Raw genomic sequence first — 17,820 nt, 5'->3', positions numbered from 1 at the left:
GGTTACGGCGGCGCGAGGAAGTGTTTGCCGGTTCGATGGCTTTCATCCGTCCGTTCGCTCGCGACCGAACCGCTACGATCCGTTAGCTCGGCACGTACGGCGGACTCATCGTTCCCTGGGAGACCAGATAGAGGCTCGCCATCGTGAAGAAGACCATCACGATGATGAGCGGATACTGACTCCTGATCGCCTGAAGCTTCCCGGGGAACAGCTCGAAGGAAACGGTGTGTGCGATCCACACCGCAAGGATGTGCCCGAGCAGGATGCCGGCGATCTCGACGTAGCCGAACCAGCCCGGCAGCGCGTACCTAGTCGGGTTCGTCGGCGGGTCCAGCGGCATCGCCAGCGCGTCGACCAGCGAGGGCCACAGCGAGAGCCCGAACCCGATGTAGTGGGCGAGGTGGTAGCCGGCCGCGATCGCCAGCAGCGGCGCCGCGAATCTGAGACCGAGGTAGCGACGCGAAAGGTACGTTTCGGCCCGCTCGCGGGTCCGGTCGATGGCGACCCAGTACACCTTCCAAAACAGGAGGAATCCGCCGACGAGCAACGCCAGGTAGACGAGCGCCGGCGGCAGGCCGAGGCCGACGAGGAACTCGATCGTCCGAACGCCGGCCGGCGTGACGATGAAGCCGCTGTAGGTCAGTTCCCAGACGAGCGCGAGCACGAAGGCCACGATCGAGGTGTCGGTGATGAGATCGGCGTCGCTCAGCCGCGAGCCGGGGTAGCGGAGTTCGAAGCCGTCGTCGGTCCGCTGGATCGGCGCGACGGCACCGTAGAGACGGAACCACAGCGAGAGGGGATCGCCGCGGCGGAACCACGTCTCCGTCGAGAAGACGACCGCGCTCGAGATCGTAAACAGCGAGTACATGACGAGCACGGCCAGCAGTGCGGTCGGCGACGCCGTCAGGGGGGCGATGACCTCGAGCCAGACGAACGTCAGCAGGGCCACGACGGCGGGCCAGGAGCCGAAGGCCGACGGGTAGGACTCGTCGCCGTTCGGCAGCGCCGTGGCGATCCGTCGCCAGGGGTTGAGCGCCGGCCACGGATTGCCGACGGTGTAGGTGACGATCGTCAACAGCGCGCGCCCGCCGACGAACGTCACCAGGACGGTCGCGCTGACCAGGCCGATGTTCGGACCAACGATCCCGACGACGACAATCAGCGCGAGTCCGAGGACACCGATCGCGCCGAACAGGAGCGAACCGGCCGACAGTAGCCGTTCGACGGACGCCTCGAGTGCGTGGTCGTGATAGGTGTCGATCACGTCGCGGTCGGTGACTAGCATCGTCAACAGGGCCGAAGCGCCGACGGCACCGCCGCCCGTCGCGAGATACAGCCACGTCGGGACGGAGACGTCGTCGCCGCCCCCCGAAAGGCCGGCGGCGACGTTGCTCGCGGCGACGACGCCGGCGCTCGTCGCGAGGACCGCGAACCCGAGCGCGAGAACGATACCGGTTCGGCGAACGACGGCCGAACGTCCACTCATTGCCGACCGTTAGGGCTGGCGATCCATCTACGTATCGCTTCGCTAGCGTCCCGACCGTTCGGCGGCAACGCCGGTATAAACGCCCGAACGATCGTATGAGGAAGGTATAAGTATCCGTCACCCGCATTCCACACCAATGGCGAGCCTTCGGACCTACGGCCTGATTTACGTGGCACTGCTCCTGTTGGCAACGGGGAAGTTCGTCTTCTTCCACTTCCCGGAGATTTTTACCTACCAGATGGCAGTCGGCGGCACGATGATCCTGGCGGTCATCAAGGTCTCGCTGATCGCCGGCTACTTCCAGCACCTCCGGGAGGAGCCCCGGTCGATCACCTACCTGATGCTCGTGGCGGTGTTCATGGTGTTCCTGCTCACCCTCGCCGCGGGCTACTCGATCCAGTAAGGTCCTGCGGACACGGATCGTCGGTTCCACGTTCGGCCGTTCGAACCGTCGATTCAACTCGACTCGATTCGGTTCCGGTTTCTCGCGCTTTTCGCACCTCCATCTCGATTCTGTACGCTGTCTTTCGCCCCTTCGATCTGAGACCGAGGAACGAGGGGTGACGACCAGGGACCGACGCGTCGTCGGTCTCGGTATCAGTCTTCCTCGCGATTCCGCTCGTCCGCGTCCGTGGTATCGGACTCTCCCTCCGTAGCGTCGGCCGGAGCGCTCGCCCCGGGAGCGTCCGTTCGTTGACCGACATCCTCGCCGGTTCGAATATCGGCCTCCGGATCGCCGTCGGTGACATCGGACGGATCGACGTCGACGTCGGAGTTCGCGTCCGCGTCAGCATCGGCGTCGGCATCGGTATCCGCCGTTTTCGTTCGCCGCGCTGTCCGTTCGGCGACGTCCGCCTCTTCGCCCGCGTTCGGACCAGTCGCTTCCTCGGGTTCGTACTCGTCCATCTCCGCCTCGGAATCGACTCGCGCTCCTCCCTCCCGAGTGTCGTAGTACTCATCGTCGGCGAGCGATTCCGACTCGTCGGGCCGTCCAGTGCCGAGTCCGCGGTCCGTCCCGTCGACGTCCGCCGCGGTCTCGGTTGTGTTCGACTCCACCGGCTCGCCTGGCGCCTGGCCGATGTCCTGCCGGTCGGCCTCGGTGGATTCGGTCCGGTCGCCGGCCTCGGCGCGGTCGGACTCGTCGCCCGTGGTCACGCTCTCGTCCGGAAACGCCGCGTCGAGCCGGATCACGTCCTCGGTGATTCGATCGACGGCGTCGTCGCCGAGCGGCACGGCGTCGTCGGCGCTGCCGTCCCACTCGAGTACGGCCCTGACGGAGTCCGCCAGGCCGGGTTCCGGATCAACGTACGCGGTCTCGGCGTCGACCGCGACGACGGCCCCGAGCGGCTCGCCGTCCGCGCTCTCGACGGTCTTGCCGATGTCGTCGTCGGTAAAGGTCGGACTCATCTCATCGGCGGTAGCGTCGTTGCCGGGAAGCCGTTCACGCCTGCACGGCCCGGCCGGTCCCGAGTCAGGGGCGGACTCGGCATCCGGCCGACGGTATCGGCTCGGTTACGCTAACTCGAGGGCCGCCCCCAGATCGGTCTCGATCGCCTCGACCTTGCTGCGGTCGTACAGCGCCGCGGCCGGGTGGAACGCCGGGATGACGGTCCGCCCGTCTCGCTCGAACTCCTGCCCGTGCAGGTCGGTGATCGTCTCGTCGGTGTCGAGGATCTCTGCCGCCGCGAAACTCCCCAGCGGAACGAGCACGGTCGGATCGATCCGTTCGATCTCGGCTTCCAGCACGGGCCACCACGCCTCGATCTCGTCGACGTACGGGTCGCGGTTCTCCGGTGGTCGCACCTTGACGAGGTTGGTGATGTAGCAGTCCCGCCGGTCGTAGCCGATCGACTCGAGCGCCCGGTCGAGTTGCTTGCCGGCCTGGCCGACGAACGGCTCGCCCTGATCGACTTCCTGCTTGCCGGGGGCTTCGCCGACGAGCATCACGTCGGCCGACAGCGGTCCGACGCCGGGGACGAACCGCTCGGGATCGAACTGGTCGTCGGGGACTGTCTCGAGTACGTCACCGAACTCCGACTCAAACTCCCAGTCGGTCGCGTGCTGGTCGGTCATCGAGGGGTGGTACGACCGTCTCGGGAAACACCCTTTCGCCGGCCAGCTCGCCGAACAGTCTCGTATTCCGACGGAACAACGGTATACCGGAGGAACGGCCGATGCGAGACGGCCCCTTCGACGGCGTACTCCGGCCGATCGACCGATGTGCGAGCCCAGATCGAACGGGACGGAAAACGCGGCGAGCATATGCATGCCGCATCGCTTTTACTCGAAAGGGCACACGGAGAAGAAATGACGTTCCAACCGCCCGTCGAGTGTCCGATCTGTCGGGAGACCCTGGCGCTTGATCGGACGCTCGAAGACCATCTCGTCGGAGCTCACACGCAGCGCGAGCTCGCCCGGTATCTCGCGGCCCTTAACGAGCGGATCGAGATCCGGCCGCTGTCGGACTGATCGATCGGCTGGCCTGCGGTGGGAAGACGGTGCGAGCGTAGTCGCTCGCGTCGGTAGCCCGGTCGCGACGGGAATCGAGTCCGGTCTCGAGCGAGCGCGTCCAACGGGGCGACCAACTCAGTCTCGGCGCTCCGCGAGCGTCGCTGCCCCGCGCTCGAGCGACGCCGCGGGATCGGTCGGTTCGTCGTGCTCGTAGAGCAGCCATTCGGCGCCGGCGTCGCGGGCGGCCGTCGCGCACGCGTCGAGCGCCACCTCGCCATCGCCGAGCTCGACCGGCCGGCCGTCGGCTACGTCTTTGACGTGGACGAGCGGCGCGCGTCCCTCGAGTCGCTCGAGCAACGCGACCGGATCGTCCCCCGCCGCGGCCGCCCAGCCGACGTCGAGTTCGATCAGCACAGAGTCGTCCGTCTCGTCGAGCAACAGGTCGAACGCGTTCCGCCCGTCGCCCTCGAGCGCGACGAACTCGTGGTCGTGGTTGTGATAGCTAAGCGCGAGGCCGCGCTCCGCCAGGCGATCGGCGAGCGCCGAGAGCCTGGTCGCCGTCTCGCGGACCGCCGCTGCGGTCTCGAAGTGCTCGACACCGAGATACGGAACGACGACGCGCTCGCAGTCGAGGGCGGTGCAGGTCTCGGAGACGGCGTCGAGATCGGAATCGGTCTCAAGCGACTCGATCCCGACGTGGACGCCGGCGACGTTCAGTTCGGTCTCGTCGAGGACGTCGGCGGCCGCTTCCGGCGTCGTCTCGTCGAACCCGGCGAACTCGACGCCGTCGAACTCGGTCTCGCCGACGCGACGGAGCAGCGTCGGCAGCGGTTCATCGAGGTCGCGCAGCGTGTACAGCTGGATTCCGGTTCGAACCATGCCGCCGGATATGACGGCTACGTAGAAAGTCTCTCCCCCGTCTCGAGCTCACACCTCGTCGACGAGTCGCTCAGGGATGTCGAACGATCGCGTCGTCCAGGGAGCGAACCGTCGCCCAGCAGCCGTGGCGATCCGTCGGCTCGTGGTCTCACCGATACCGCCACCCCTCGTGGGCCGCGTCGGTGTAGTCGCGCAGGTACCGCCTGCTCTCACCACCCGTTCGGACGCGACCATAGCGCGACCGCATGCGCGACGTCCGTACGGAGCACGCAGGCCGAACCCCTATTCTCCGGTCCGCGAAACGTCCGACACGGCTAGTCGTTCACCGAGCGCTCCCGGCGCGTTCGGTCCGAACCGACACGCTCGATACGAATGCAGGAGTTGAACATCGCGCTCGTTACGATCGGCGGGTTGACGCTGGTCTTGAGCCTGATCGCGGGGCTGCTTCGAAACAGGGTGTACGTCCTCTCGGAACCGATTCTGGCAGTCTTGCTCGGCGTCGTGATCGGGTCGCTCGGACTCGATCTCCTTCACTTGGCCGCGTGGGGTGACCCGTTTACGATCATGGAGCAGTTCGCCCGCCTCACGGTCGGCCTGGCCGTCATGGCCGCCGCGCTCCGGCTCCCCCAGCGGTACGTCCGCGAGCACGCCCGCGCGATGGCGGCCGTCCTCGTTCCGGGGATGATCGGGATGTGGCTCGTCAGCGGCGCGCTCGTGTACGTCCTGTTGGACGTCCCGCTCTGGGTCGGCCTGCTCATCGGAGCGATCGTCACGCCAACTGACCCGGTTCTCGCCGGGACCATCGTCACGGGAAGCGCGGCGGAACAGCACATCCCGATGCCGATCCGGAACCTCCTGTCGGGCGAGTCGGGCGCCAACGACGGCCTGGCGTACCCGCTGGTCTTCCTCCCGATTCTGATGCTTCAGCACCCGCCCGGGCGAGCGCTCACCGACTGGCTGCTCTCGACGCTCCTCTGGGAAGTCGGTGCGGCCGTCGTGATCGGCGCAACGATCGGTGCGGCCGCCGGCTGGGTCGAACGGGAGTCCAAAGAGCACCACTTCCTCGAGGAGACGTCGCTACTCAGCGTGACCGTCGCGTTCACCTTCGCCGTACTGGGCGGCGTCAAACTGCTCGGCAGCGACGGCATCCTCGCGGCCTTCGTCGCCGGTTTGCTGTTCAACCAGTTCGCCGACGCCACCGACGAGGCCGACGAACAGAAGATCCAGGAGACGGTGCTCCGGCTGTTTACCTTCCCGATCTTCGTCTGCTTCGGCCTGGCGCTGCCGGTCGCGGAATGGATCGCGCTGGGCTGGGCGGGGGTCGCCCTCGCTGCGAGCGTCCTGCTCTTGCGGCGCCTTCCGATGCTCGTCGTGTTCCGACGGTTCGTCGACCCGATCGATGGGGCGCGCGACGCCCTGTTCGCGGGGTGGTTCGGGCCGATCGGTATCGCGGCCATCTTCTACGCGACCGTCGCCCACCGGGTCCTCGGGCTCGAGCTCGTCTGGCCCGCGGCCAGCCTGGTCGTCGCGAGTTCGGTGCTGGTCCACGGCGTCACGGCGACGCCGTTCACGAAACTGTACGGGCGACGAAGCGGGCGCGCGCGAACGCAGCGACAGTCGCAGTCGACGGAGAGCGACGCGTCGTCATCGTTCTCCGATGGCTGAGTGCGACGAACGGGGATCGTGGCCGCGCACCGCTCAACAACGCCCGCGAGCGCAGCCGCTCACGGACGTGAGAACGGAAAGAGAAGACGGAGAGAACGGGAGACTGGCGAGCCGTCGGTTACTTGTTGCCGAACAGTTGACGCATCTTCGTCCAAAGCGGCCTACTACGCGTCTTCAAATCCATCGTTGTTTTGGCGAATTGATAGTGTATTTTACCACGGCGGATTACAATAAGCGGTAGATCTGCTTGAGGATCTCGTCGGATGAAGAGGATATTGGAGTGAGGTGTGTTACCACCCGAACCTCTAATAATATACGTTTCTTCTGTATCGAGAAGCGGCTTCGGAAATAGGAAGTTGCAAGAAGTTATGACTCGGACATTTAATGAAGAACAAACGCGGCGAAACGTCCTCCGAACGACGGCTGTGATCGGCGGCGTTACGCTGGTCGGTTGTCTCGGAGGAGGCAACGGCGAAGACGGAGCCGAGGAACACCAGATTCAGTTCGCTGGGCCGCAGGGAGCCGCGATGACGCTACCGACCCGGCTCATCCGCGACGAGGACTTCGCCGCTGATCGCGGACTCGATCTCGCCCTCGAGTTGATGCCGCCCCCAGCCATCCAGCAGGCGATCGCCGCCAAAGAGGTCGAATCCGGGACGTTTCCGGTTATCTCGGGAGTGCGGTTGGCGAATAAGGATCAAGATATTCGGCTACTTGGACCGGTCTGCCAGTCGTTCAACTCGATCATCGTTCACGAGGATGCCGGCGTCGACGACCTCGGGGATCTCCAAGACGTAACACTGGGGTCGATGCCACGCACCTCCGCACCGTGGACACACTTCGCCGTGCTGGCCAGTCTAGAGGGCTACGACCCCGACGACTTCGACACTCGATTCGGGCCGCCGGCGACGCTGTTCGGCGCGATCCAGCAAGGTGATCTCGATGCGATGATCGGCGTCGAACCCTTCTCTTCGCGGCTGCTCGCGACGGGCGACTTCGAGGAACCGTACGTGTTCACCGACCGCTGGGAGGAACAGACGGGCAATCGGATGCCGCTGGTCGAGGTCGCAACCTATCAGGAGACGATCGACGAGAAACCCGACGCAGTGCAGGGACTGATGGAAACCATGTTCGACGCCGGAGCGCACATCGGCGATAATCCGCGAGCGGTCATCGAGGAATACGACGACGAACTCGGCCTCGAGACGGACGAGGAGTTCGATCTGGTCGAGGAGCGAATCGGCCACATATATCCCGGCGAGTTCGACGAGGAACTCCGGGAGTCGGGTGCGGAAGTCGTCAATCGAGCGAGCGAGGAGGGACTCGTTGATGGCGATCCGTCCGACACGATGTTCCGCCGGCCCGACAAGCTATGAGTTCGGGAGTTTCCGATCGTTTCGTCGGCGAGTGGCTGTTCGAACGGGTCTCGTCGTTGCGACGGACGCATTTCGTCCGGGCGTGCTCCGTTGTCGCGTTTCTCGGGCTCTGGTGGGCTATCTCGCTGTTCTACGATCCGTTCTTCTTGCCCGGACCGCGGGAGGTAGTTACAGAGGTCGTGTACATCGTTCGGTACGACGCCTTCATCACGCATCTCGCACAAACGTTAACTCGAGTGGTGATCGCGTTCGGTATCGGGCTGATGCTGGCGGTCGCGATCGGTATCGTGATGGGGGTGAGTAAGACGGGCGAACAGTTCTTCGAGACGTTCGTCATTGTCGGGCTCACGATGCCAGCCGTCGCGGTCACCGTCATCATGCTCATGGTACTCGGGATGAACAACACCGCGGCGATTGCTACGATCGTCTTCGTTATCACGCCGCTGATGACCGAGAACATCTGGGAAGGGACGAAAAACATCGATCGCGACCTCGTCCAGATGGCGCAAGTATTCAACCCCTCGTGGCCAGCGGTGCTGCGGTCGGTCGTGTTGCCACAGCTCGTGCCGTACGTATTGGCGGCGAGTCGGTTCGGGCTCGGTGCCGCCTGGAAGATCGTGGTCATCGCGGAGTTCTTCGGACTCGGTGACGGTATCGGCTACAAGATCAACGAGTCGTTCGAATTGTTCTCGCTCTCGGGTGTTCTCGCGTGGACGCTGTCGTTCGTGATCCTCATGACGATCATCGAGTTCGGTATCATCAAGCAAGTCGAGAAACGGCTGACGCAGTGGCGCGGAGACGAGGGGAGCGAGCGGATCGGTGTCTCGCTGTTTCAGACGTGATCCGGGCAAGCGATCTCACCGACGGTCCTCTGGAGACGTTCTAGATGTCCCGTCCAGCAGCGAGAGAATTCGCTCGTAGTAGCGCCACGTCGCTTCGTCGTCGGGCTCGCGCGGCCGCGGCGTTTCGATCTCCACTGTCGCATCGATGGCCGCTGGCTTCGGCGACAGGACGGCGACGACGTCTGAGAGCGTGACTGCCTCCTGGATATCGTGGGTGACGAAAAGTACGGTCACCTCGTTCAACCGCCAGAGATCGAGCAGGTCGGCCCTGAGTTCGCGCGCAGTGATCTCGTCGACGCTGGCGAAGGGTTCGTCCATCAGCAACACGTCGGGTTCGATGCAGAACGCGCGGGCGATCGCGACCCGCTGTTGCATCCCCCGGGATAGCGATCGGGGGTACTCCGTTCGCACGTTCTGGAGGCCGACGCGTGTCAGCACGTCCTCGATACGCCGGTCGTACTCGCCGTTCGGAATGTCGGTCCCATCGAGCGCGAACGCGAGGTTCGCTTCGACGGTCTTCCACTCGAGCAGGCGCGGTTCCTGGAAGACGAAACCGAGACGGTCGTCGTCCGGAATCGCGACCGTCCCGCCGTCGGCGTCGGTCAGGCCGGCGACGACGTTCAGGAGTGTACTCTTGCCACAGCCGGACGGACCGAGCAGCGAGAAGAACGACCCGGTGGGGACCGAGAGCGATATCCCGTCGAGGACGCGAAGCACCTCGCCGTCCGCGGTCCGGTAGGCCTTCGAGAGGTCGGCTATCCGAATCGATTCCATAGTTGTCGTTTCGGTTGTGACCCTTGGCGATCGGTTCGAAGCGCGCTTTCGCGAGTCATTCTTCGTCGGCGGCCCACTCCAGCAACGGCTGGATTCGCATCTCGAGTTCCCGACCGCGGGGCGTCAGCGAGTACTCGACGCGGGGCGGTATCTCGTCGAAGCTCCGGCGTTCGATCAGCCCCTCCTCGGTCAATTCGTCCAACCGCGCCGATAAGAGCGACGAACTCGTCACCTCGAGTCGGTCCTCGAGGCCGCCGTAGCGCATCGGACCGTGGGCGCCCAGCAGGCTGATAATCTGGAGCGCATACTTTTTACTGATCGTCTCGATGACGCCGTTCACCGGGCAGTAACACACGGCCTCGTCGTCCGACGGCACCGCGGTCTCCGCAGCCGACGGCGAACAGCAGTCACAACTCCCCTGTTTTGCCATATCTTGCCGTACACGGTCAAACGGGATAATGACTCGGCTGCTCCGAACGGCGTTGATCCCGGTCATTGCTCCGCCTGCAGCGCTGGCTTGGGGTCCACGACCGGCGAGCCGTCGAGCGCGTCGAGTCCGCGGACACGGAGTTCCCAGTCCGTCCGATCCAGCAGTAGACGGGTACAGATATGAAGCGGATTCGGCCGGTGCGGCGTCCGCGTCGCGAACGCACCGATACCGTCCCGCCGACGAGCGCATCGCGGTCGGCGCGATCGGCCCAGTAGACGACGGTCGGTCGATGGCACTCCTCGATGCCGGCCAGCGCCGCCGCGTACGGTTCGAAGACCTCGTTCGTCGCCTCGGCGTCGTCGGCGAATCCCTGGTGCGGAGCGTCCTCGGACGACTCGTAGGGCGTGTGAGCGATTCCGATGGGGTCGATCGTGGCCGATTCGATGTCGGACGGCATCGAAAAAATCGATGCGTACTCAGGCGCACTCGACTACAGCGCACTGGACGCCGGCCGGGGTCGGCGAGTCGGTGATCGTCGAGAACTTCGCGGGCACGAGCGCCAGCGTGATCGCCGCCAGCGCCTGGAACCAGTGCTGGAAAACAACGTGCAGAAACACGCCGCCGAACGCCGGAATTACCCCTGAGGCCGCGAGCGGTTCGGCGAATAGCTTGTCGACCATCGGCGTGCCGACGAAGACATTGACCATCCACAGGCCCGCGACGAGCAAGAGCCCGCTCCTCGCGGCAATCCCTTTCGCATCGCTCTCCTGGAGGAAAGAGAGCCGCTCCGGCGCAACCGCGATACCAATAATGAAGATTGAGATGATCGGCGAGAGTACCCATACGATCGATCCCCAGGCCGGCTCGAGCCGGCCGAGCGGATCCCCAAACAGGAGGTAACTGAACAGCCACGAGATCGCGCTTATCAATGCCACGATCTGAAACAGGCGCCATCCGGGTCCGATGCGGTTCGCATCTACTCCTGACATGTGTTCCCTCCGGTCTTCCGAACCAGCTTCGGTTCGCCGAAGCCGGCTACGATATGCTAGCGGGGTAACGATTTAAAATAGGAGAGTCGTTTAACTCACAGTTCGTCGTTACCGGTATGATCTCAGGGTTCCTCTGCCGATTCCGAAGTTTCGGGTCCGATTCGGTCGTGCAGACCGGTCGCCTTCGCGACGGACTCCGAACCGGGCAGGTAACCGAGTGTTAGGAGTCGGTAGACGGTGTAACCGAACACCGCGACAGCCCAGACGACGGTCACGACGACGAGTACCGGTTCGCCGCTGAGAACCGCTGCCAGCAGCGGTACGCCAGTGATGATGGCCGCGGCGACCGCGTTAGCGAGAGTACAGGGCCAGCACCGTCGGTCGCCGACGAGCCGGTCCGACTCCGTCATTTCGTGGGTGTATCACCGCCCTCGCTCATAAATCACTCTCGGGAACGACCATCGTCACCGCCGTTCGGTGCGAAGAGATACCTGCCACCTCTTTCTGCTGGCCGGTGAAATGTACCCGAACGGCCGATGAACGACCCGCAGTCCGTTCGAACGCCGAATTGGTTGACGCTGGCACCGGCCGAGCGGATGCGGTTCCGGGCGGATCCGTCGTCGAACGTTCTGCTTGCCGGTATCGCCGCGGGGTTTGCGGTGCTCGTCGTCGGATCGAACGGTTTCGCCGCCGTCGGAGCCATCGACGTCGGGCGGCGCGTGATTCTTGCCATGCTGGCGAGTCTCGCACTCTTCATCGGAGGCAGTTTCCTCTCGGTTTGTCGCCGCGAGTACATACCGACGACCGAACGCGCTTGCGTCGCCGTCGGACTCCGGTCGAAGACCGTGACCGCAGTCGTCCTCGGGGACGTCGACACCGTCGTGGTCGTGCAAAGCGAGTGGTGCGGGTGGGTGAACGCGGGCGACCTCCGCTTCGTCGCGAACGGGAGGTGGTCCTCGCGTTCGGGAGCGTCGAAAATCCGCGCGCTGTCGGCGAATATACGCTGAATTTCGTGTGATCGAGTCGGACCACTCGCGGCACCGACCGACGGCTCCCCGTCGCGTTCGACGACTTCGCAGACCGGACCCGACGGAGAGGTGTGTCGGTCCGGCGACTGGCGTCACTCCTGAGATGCCCGGGCAGTGGCTACCGCGACCTGTCCGTAGGCGATCCCGCCGTCGCCTGGCGGGACGCGCTCGTTGCCGAGAAACGCGAGCCCCGCCTCGGTGACCCGCTCGCGGATCCGCGTCGCGATACGATCGTTGTACGCGACGCCCCCGGTCAGCGCGACCGCGTCCCGATTTCGATTGCTCGCCGCGTCGACGGCGAGGGTCGCCAGGCCCCGCGCCAGCGCGGCCTGGGCGGTGGCCGCGACGTCCGCTGGAGGTCGTCCCTCCTCGATCAGTTCGACGAGGTCGTCGAAGAGCACCGGCGTGTCCACCGCCGGTCGATCGTCGACCCGCGCGAACGGGACGTCGACGTCAATCGCCGTTCCGCCGGCCGCGACCGCCTCGAGTTCCATCGCCGGTTCGCCCTCGTAGCGCCGTTCGCTACAGACGCCGAGCAGGGCGCTAACGGCGTCGAGGAAGCGTCCGGCGCTGCTCGTCGCGGGGGTGTTGACGCCGGCTGCGAGCTGTTGGCACACGAGGTTACGTTCCTCGAAACCACCGGGAAACGGCACGTCGCGTCGAACGAGCGTCCGTTCGACGGCATCCGTATCCGTCCTGTTCGCGTACAGCAGCCCCGCGGTCAACCGACCGGGGTGGCGCGTCGCCCGATCGCCGCCCGGCATCGGCACCGGGGTCAACCCGGCGACTCGTTCGTAGTTCGCCACCGACGTGTCCAGCACCTCGCCGCCCCAGACGGTGCCGTCCGGGCCGTAGCCCGCGCCGTCGAGCGTCAGTGCGATCGCGCGCTCGCGACCGTGTTCGGCGAGCACGCTCGCGGCGTGAGCGTGGTGGTGCTGGACCGCGACACTGCGGTCGACGGTCCCGTCTGCGATCAACCGGCTCGCGTAGTCGGTGGTGTTGAACTCGGGGTGGGAGTCGTGGGCGATGATCGACGGACATTCCAACCCCGTGACGTCGAGCAGGTGATCGACTGCGTCCTCGAAATACGCGAAGGTGTCGAGATCGTCGACGTCTCCGATATACTGAGTGAGATAGCAGTCGCCCTCGTGGAGGACGCCAGCGGTCACGTCGAGTTCCGGCCCTGTTCCGAGGACGGAAGTCGATCCCGGCTCGACGCCCTCGAGGTCGAGGGGAACGGGTACCGGGGTAAACCCGCGTGACCGTCGAACGAGGCGTCGGTCGCCGTCGACGACGCGGGCGACGGTATCGTCACAGCGGGCGACGATGCGCCGATCGTGGAGGAGAGCGCCGTCGGCGACGTCGGCGAGGCCGTCGACCAGCGGTCCGTTGGCGGTCAGCATCGGCTTTCCCGGGTGGTTCGCGGAGGTCATCACCAGCGGCCCGTCGATCGCATCGAACAGGAGGTGGTGGACGCCCGAGTACGGAAGCATCACGCCGACGGTGTGGAGCCCGGGTGCAATGCCGGACGCGAGCCGGTCGTCATCGCCGTTCGAATCAGCCGGCGATCGAGATCGGTTCCGTTCGACCAGCAGGATCGGCCGGCGAGGTGATTCGAGCGCCGCCCGTTCGGTCTCCGAGAGGTCCACGAACGAGGCGGCCGCGCCGGCGTCCGGCGCCATGACGGCGAACGGTTTCGCGGGACGGCCGGTCCGCTTGCGGAGCCGTTCGACCGCGTCGGCGTCGGTCGCGTCGCAGGCGAGGTGCGCTCCGCCGATCCCCTTCAGCACGACCGTTTCCCCGCGACCGAGCGCCTCGGCGGCGCTCTCGATCGCCGCGCGGTCGTCGGTCGGCGCATCGAGTTCGTCGGGAAACGGATCGCGTCCCTCAGCCGGCGCGCTCGAGTCGGTCGACGAGACATCGACGGTGCCGGTATCGACGGGAAATCGGCCGTAGCGGAGCGTCGGACCGCAGTTCGGACACGCGATCGTCTGAGCGTGATATCGGCGGTCGGCCGGATCCTCGTACTCCTCGCGGCAGGCGTCGCACATCGGAAACGCCGCCATTGACGACGTCGGCCGGTCGAACGGCAACGACTCGACGACGGTGAACCGTGGCCCGCAGTCGACGCAGGAGGTCGCCCAGTAATCGTGATACCGCGAATCCGGATCGCGAATGTCGGCGAGGCACCGCTCGCAGGTGGCCGTGTCCGGCGGGATCGTACCACCACCGGCGGCGTCACTACCGCCGTCGGCGGAGTCGACGATCTCGAAGGTCCCGAACGCGGGATCGACAACCGACTCCCGATCGACGCGGACCGTTTCCACGCTCGCGAGCGGCGGCGAGCGCTCCCGTAGATCCGCGAGAAACGCGTCGACCCCCTCGACCGATCCTTCGAGTTCGATGCGAACGCCGGCATCACCGAGGTTGCGGACCGTTCCCCGCAGGTCGTGGTCGACCGCTCGTCGGTAGATGAACGGCCGAAACCCGACGCTCTGGACGACGCCGGTCACGCGGACGGTGGCGCGTTCCATACGGACGAGTTCGCCGTCCATCCTCATAATCATGGTACTATCTACCACGTTTTAGGGGTCGAATACGGACGAGAACCGGTTCGAACTAGGTGACTGGCCAATTCCAAAAAATCGAGTGAGGCCACTTCACGGCGTGGGGATTCCGTTGGTTAAATCCTCGAGTTCGGATTCGTGAAATGCCCGCTGGAACTCGGTCGTCACAGTTCCGGTACTGGTGACACCGAGCGCTAATTGTTTCGCAGTCCGTTCGTCGGGCGCATCAACGATGACTGCGGAGTCGTACTGGCCGTTGGTGAGGTAGTACTCGACGTCGCAGTCCATCGAGTGTGCGATTTCCGTGGCCTGCTCGAGTCGCTCAGGCAGCTGTTTGATCGTCTGCGAACCCTCCTTTCGGTGATTGTGAAGCGCGATATAGGTTGGCATTAGTACGTATCCCTCCACCGCCGCGTGACGGGTACTCGTCGTGACCCGACACCCCCGATCGTTTGCGACGGACGCAAGAGAGTTTGGCAGCCTCGACAATAATTGTTATCTATACGAAATTCTAGTAGACGATCCGGGAGAATCGCCGAGTTGCCGTCGGACGAGCACGGACGCTCGTCACGGCTGGGTTCGTGAACCAGGCGCGATAGATCTCGTCGACTAGTCTTCGACCGTTATCACGTTCATCGATTCGTCGATCAGTAGTCGTAGTTCGTCGCCCCTGTAGCGGACGGTGACGCGGACGCGTGGCGGTTCCGCGGAAACGACCTCTTGATCGTGATTCGACATCGCTTCCAGAACCTCGACGATCGTCTCGAAATCGGTCGCGTCGTATCCGATATCGAGTCCGCGGTCCGCATAGAACGCCACGACGCGCGGATGCAAAACCAGGTTTCCCCCCGGTGGACCGTGTCCGGAATTCTTGCAGACGGTACAGACCCAACGTGCTTGGACCTGGTCTCTTCGTCCGCAGTTCGAACAAATTCCGTTCGGTGAGTGTTCCTCACAGATGTTCATCGAACTATCGACCGGCCCAGAGCAGTCGGGGCACAGGCCGCCCATCTGCATGGTGAACTTCTGCATCGCGCGGAATACCGAGGCGGCGAAGATTTCCTCGGCGGTCGGACGTGCTAGGCCGGCCGGATCAAACGCGAACCCCATGACTGTCCCCGGAAGTTTCTCGCTGTCAGCGCCGAATTTCCCGCCGCACCCGCTACAGATTGTGTATAGGTGCTCGTCCTCGTACGCGATAGCGAGCGGTTCGCCGCATATCGTGCAGTCGGCGTCGATTTCGGTCGGTTCGAGTGTGGCGTCCGTGAGTCCCCTGCCAGCGATTACCGCACGGACGATCTTGTGGCCGGCCTGCTTCAACCGATACCCTTCGGGCGTCGACTCCACGAAGTGATCCTCCAACTTTTGGAGATGATAGCTGAAGTTCCCGGAGGTGTCGTAGTCCACTCGGTCGAGCAACTCCGAGAACGACAGCGCGTCGTCGCCGGCGAACGGCTCGTAGCCATCCCACAGCGCTAGCAAGATGGCCAGACGGGTCTCGTCGCTTAGTACTTTGAACGCGTCGATCACGTGAGGGCCAGCGGTGCCGGCGGCCGCCTCGAGCGGTGATTCGGTCGAATTCGCGTCCACCATGCTAGTCGGCATCACACGCCGGCTGAAAAACGAGGGGGAGAAGAATAGCGTATCACCTACAGACTACGTCCTACGGGCTGAATTTGATCGAAGTTTCTTGTTTCGGAGAGACGCGTCAACCCGCTCACGGCAAACTACTTTGTTCGCGTGGTACTAACTAACACAGGCCCATGTGTCTCGGAGTACCTGGCGAAGTGAAATCGGTCGATGGGTTGCGGGCGATCGTCGACTTCTGGGGGGTACAGAAGGAAGTGCGGCTCGACACGGTCGACGCGCCCGTCGAGCCGGGGGATCACATCCTGAACCACGTCGGGTTCGCTATCCGCCGGATCCCGGATGACGAGATCGACGAGACGATGGCGCTGTACGAGTCGTTCATGGATGGTGATCCCGACGATATGCTGCACGAGGATGTCGCCGACGAACTCGAAGCCGGCGGCACAGTGCCGCCGAACGCAGTCGACGGAACACTCGCCGCTGGCACGGCAGAGACCACCGGTACAGCGGACGACGCGGAACCGGCCGACGCGGACGACGCCGAAGACCTCCTCGAGGAGTTGGATATCGATGTCTGAGACGCCACCAGGAGGTCCGACGGGGGACGTTCCGACCGGCGACGGCGAGAACGAACTCGAGTTCCGCGACCCGGAGAAGGCACGAGCGATCGCCGACGCGCTCGAGGAACTGGGCGAGGGTCTCGAGGATCCGCCGGCGACCATCATGCACGTCTGTGGCAGCCACGAACAATCGATCGCCAAGTTCGGCATCCGCAGTATGCTACCGAACTCGGTCCGACTCATCATGGGACCGGGCTGTCCAGTCTGTATCACCGATATGCCGGAGGTCGACGAGGCGGTCGCGCTCGCCGAGTCCGGCGTCACGGTTGCGACGTACGGCGACATGCTGAAAGTGCCGGGGACGACGAAGTCGCTCGACGATGCGCGCGCCGAAGGGACCGACGTCCGAATCGTTTACAGCGCCGCCGACGTCGTCGATATCGCTGAAGAGGAAGACGGCGAGGTGGTCTTCTTCGCTACCGGGTTCGAGACGACGGCCGCCCCGACCGCGGCGGTCGTGCTCGACGATCCGCCGGCGAACCTGTCGATCCTCTCGGCGCACAAGTACGTCCCGCCGGCGATGGAAATCGTCGCGGAGATGCCCGACACCGACATTCAGGGCTACCTCGCCGCGGGCAACGCCGCGATCATCACCGGCTCTGGGATCTTCGAGGATTTGGTCGACCGCCACGAGCTGCCGGTCGTCGTCGGTGGATTCGAACCGCTCGATATTCTCGCCGGCATCGCCAAGTTGGTCGAGATGATCAGCGACGGCGAGGCGGCAGTCGAGAACGCCTATCCCCGGTGCGTGACGCGGGAGGGGAACCGGCCCGCTCAGGAACAGCTCTGGGAGGTGTTCGAAGCCGTCGGCGGCCAGTGGCGCGGCATCGCTGACATTCCGGGTGCCAACCTCGTCCTCCGCGACGAGTACGCCGAGTGTAACGCTCGCGAGCGGTTCGATATCGACACCGGCCACCTCGAAGACGATGATACATCGCGACTCGCTGACGATTGCATCTGCGGCGACATCATGTCCGGGACAGCCGAGCCGACCGACTGCGACATGTTCGGCGAGGAGTGTACCCCGGACGATCCCGTCGGAGCCTGTATGGTGAGCAGCGAGGGAACCTGCAAGATCTGGCACGAGTACGGGGGTCGACCGGATATATGATCGATACGAGGG

General features: G+C 64.7%; 20 protein-coding genes. 8 read left to right on the top strand and 12 right to left on the bottom strand.

Annotated features, from left to right (window positions below):
* Positions 1-82: 82 nt before the first annotated feature.
* Complete coding sequence (locus BMY29_RS10310) at positions 83-1,486, bottom strand: hypothetical protein (RefSeq protein ID WP_049989577.1); 1,404 nt, start codon at positions 1,484-1,486, stop codon at positions 83-85.
* Positions 1,487-1,622: 136 nt separating this feature from the next.
* Here BMY29_RS10310 and BMY29_RS10305 point away from each other — a divergent pair, with 136 nt between their 5' ends.
* A complete protein-coding gene (locus BMY29_RS10305) occupies positions 1,623-1,889 on the top strand; it encodes a cytochrome C oxidase subunit IV family protein (RefSeq protein ID WP_049989578.1) in 267 nt (88 codons plus the stop codon).
* A gap of 194 nt (positions 1,890-2,083) precedes the next feature.
* Here BMY29_RS10305 and BMY29_RS10300 read toward each other — a convergent pair whose 3' ends face one another.
* Together BMY29_RS10300 and BMY29_RS10295 are read right to left on the bottom strand one after the other, a co-directional pair.
* Entirely contained in the window at positions 2,084-2,893 is an 810-nt protein-coding gene (locus BMY29_RS10300) for a hypothetical protein (protein ID WP_049989579.1), read from the bottom strand.
* A 105-nt stretch (positions 2,894-2,998) separates the two neighbouring features.
* The gene (locus BMY29_RS10295; RefSeq protein ID WP_049989580.1) at positions 2,999-3,559 is read right to left on the bottom strand and encodes a uracil-DNA glycosylase; all 561 of its coding nucleotides are present in this window, start codon (positions 3,557-3,559) and stop codon (positions 2,999-3,001) included.
* A gap of 234 nt (positions 3,560-3,793) precedes the next feature.
* On the opposite strand from BMY29_RS10295, the gene BMY29_RS21040 reads away from it, so the two are divergent.
* Positions 3,794-3,955 carry a hypothetical protein gene (locus BMY29_RS21040; protein ID WP_173424887.1) on the top strand — a complete coding sequence of 54 codons (162 nt, stop codon included), beginning with the start codon at positions 3,794-3,796 and terminating at the stop codon, positions 3,953-3,955.
* A 117-nt stretch (positions 3,956-4,072) separates the two neighbouring features.
* Here BMY29_RS21040 and BMY29_RS10290 read toward each other — a convergent pair whose 3' ends face one another.
* Positions 4,073-4,816, bottom strand: coding sequence for a sugar phosphate isomerase/epimerase family protein (locus tag BMY29_RS10290; RefSeq protein ID WP_049989581.1), 744 nt, complete (start codon positions 4,814-4,816; stop codon positions 4,073-4,075).
* 372 nt (positions 4,817-5,188) lie between these two features.
* Between BMY29_RS10290 and BMY29_RS10285 the strand changes: the two genes are divergently transcribed.
* The 3 genes from BMY29_RS10285 to BMY29_RS10275 all read left to right on the top strand — a co-directional run bounded on the left by BMY29_RS10285 (position 5,189) and on the right by BMY29_RS10275 (position 8,699).
* On the top strand, positions 5,189-6,481 hold the full coding sequence (locus tag BMY29_RS10285) for a cation:proton antiporter domain-containing protein (RefSeq protein WP_049989582.1): 1,293 nt from the start codon (positions 5,189-5,191) through the stop codon (positions 6,479-6,481).
* A 527-nt stretch (positions 6,482-7,008) separates the two neighbouring features.
* The gene (locus BMY29_RS10280) at positions 7,009-7,857 is read left to right on the top strand and encodes an ABC transporter substrate-binding protein (RefSeq protein ID WP_160290092.1); all 849 of its coding nucleotides are present in this window, start codon (positions 7,009-7,011) and stop codon (positions 7,855-7,857) included.
* Positions 7,854-8,699: an ABC transporter permease gene (locus tag BMY29_RS10275; protein ID WP_049989584.1), complete on the top strand. Its 846-nt coding sequence runs from the start codon at positions 7,854-7,856 to the stop codon at positions 8,697-8,699. The genes BMY29_RS10280 and BMY29_RS10275 overlap by 4 nt, the downstream gene beginning before the upstream one ends.
* 15 nt (positions 8,700-8,714) lie before the next feature.
* Here the strand turns inward: BMY29_RS10275 and BMY29_RS10270 are convergent, their stop codons facing one another.
* From BMY29_RS10270 to BMY29_RS10250, 5 genes are all read right to left on the bottom strand, one after another.
* A complete protein-coding gene (locus tag BMY29_RS10270) occupies positions 8,715-9,473 on the bottom strand; it encodes an ABC transporter ATP-binding protein (protein WP_049989585.1) in 759 nt (252 codons plus the stop codon).
* A gap of 55 nt (positions 9,474-9,528) precedes the next feature.
* Positions 9,529-9,903, bottom strand: coding sequence for a winged helix-turn-helix transcriptional regulator (locus BMY29_RS10265; RefSeq protein WP_081985434.1), 375 nt, complete (start codon positions 9,901-9,903; stop codon positions 9,529-9,531).
* A gap of 62 nt (positions 9,904-9,965) precedes the next feature.
* On the bottom strand, positions 9,966-10,199 hold the full coding sequence (locus BMY29_RS21730; RefSeq protein ID WP_206539050.1) for a TrmO family methyltransferase domain-containing protein: 234 nt from the start codon (positions 10,197-10,199) through the stop codon (positions 9,966-9,968).
* 180 nt (positions 10,200-10,379) lie between these two features.
* Positions 10,380-10,892, bottom strand: coding sequence for a hypothetical protein (locus tag BMY29_RS10255; protein ID WP_049989587.1), 513 nt, complete (start codon positions 10,890-10,892; stop codon positions 10,380-10,382).
* A 122-nt stretch (positions 10,893-11,014) separates the two neighbouring features.
* Positions 11,015-11,302, bottom strand: coding sequence for a DUF8054 domain-containing protein (locus BMY29_RS10250; protein WP_049989588.1), 288 nt, complete (start codon positions 11,300-11,302; stop codon positions 11,015-11,017).
* 126 nt (positions 11,303-11,428) lie between these two features.
* On the opposite strand from BMY29_RS10250, the gene BMY29_RS10245 reads away from it, so the two are divergent.
* On the top strand, positions 11,429-11,899 hold the full coding sequence (locus BMY29_RS10245; protein WP_049989589.1) for a hypothetical protein: 471 nt from the start codon (positions 11,429-11,431) through the stop codon (positions 11,897-11,899).
* Between the two features lie 113 nt (positions 11,900-12,012).
* Here the strand turns inward: BMY29_RS10245 and hypF are convergent, their stop codons facing one another.
* The 3 genes from hypF to BMY29_RS10230 form a co-directional block, all read right to left on the bottom strand.
* Entirely contained in the window at positions 12,013-14,454 is a 2,442-nt protein-coding gene (hypF, locus tag BMY29_RS10240; RefSeq protein WP_049989638.1) for a carbamoyltransferase HypF, read from the bottom strand.
* 126 nt (positions 14,455-14,580) lie between these two features.
* Positions 14,581-14,877: a GYD domain-containing protein gene (locus BMY29_RS10235; protein ID WP_049989590.1), complete on the bottom strand. Its 297-nt coding sequence runs from the start codon at positions 14,875-14,877 to the stop codon at positions 14,581-14,583.
* A 219-nt stretch (positions 14,878-15,096) separates the two neighbouring features.
* Complete coding sequence (locus tag BMY29_RS10230) at positions 15,097-16,017, bottom strand: winged helix-turn-helix domain-containing protein (RefSeq protein WP_160290093.1); 921 nt, start codon at positions 16,015-16,017, stop codon at positions 15,097-15,099.
* A 233-nt stretch (positions 16,018-16,250) separates the two neighbouring features.
* On the opposite strand from BMY29_RS10230, the gene BMY29_RS10225 reads away from it, so the two are divergent.
* Together BMY29_RS10225 and hypD are read left to right on the top strand one after the other, a co-directional pair.
* Complete coding sequence (locus BMY29_RS10225) at positions 16,251-16,655, top strand: HypC/HybG/HupF family hydrogenase formation chaperone (RefSeq protein ID WP_074854701.1); 405 nt, start codon at positions 16,251-16,253, stop codon at positions 16,653-16,655.
* Positions 16,648-17,808, top strand: a complete 1,161-nt coding sequence (gene hypD, locus BMY29_RS10220; RefSeq protein WP_049989592.1) for a hydrogenase formation protein HypD — start codon at positions 16,648-16,650, stop codon at positions 17,806-17,808. The genes BMY29_RS10225 and hypD overlap by 8 nt, the downstream gene beginning before the upstream one ends.
* The last annotated feature ends 12 nt before the right edge of the window (positions 17,809-17,820 follow it).

The sequence above is a fragment of the Natrinema salifodinae genome (genome assembly GCF_900110455.1).
Classification (GTDB): domain Archaea; phylum Halobacteriota; class Halobacteria; order Halobacteriales; family Natrialbaceae; genus Natrinema; species Natrinema salifodinae.
Note: the sequence above shows the minus strand (reverse complement) of the source record. Positions and strands in the feature narration are given on the sequence as shown.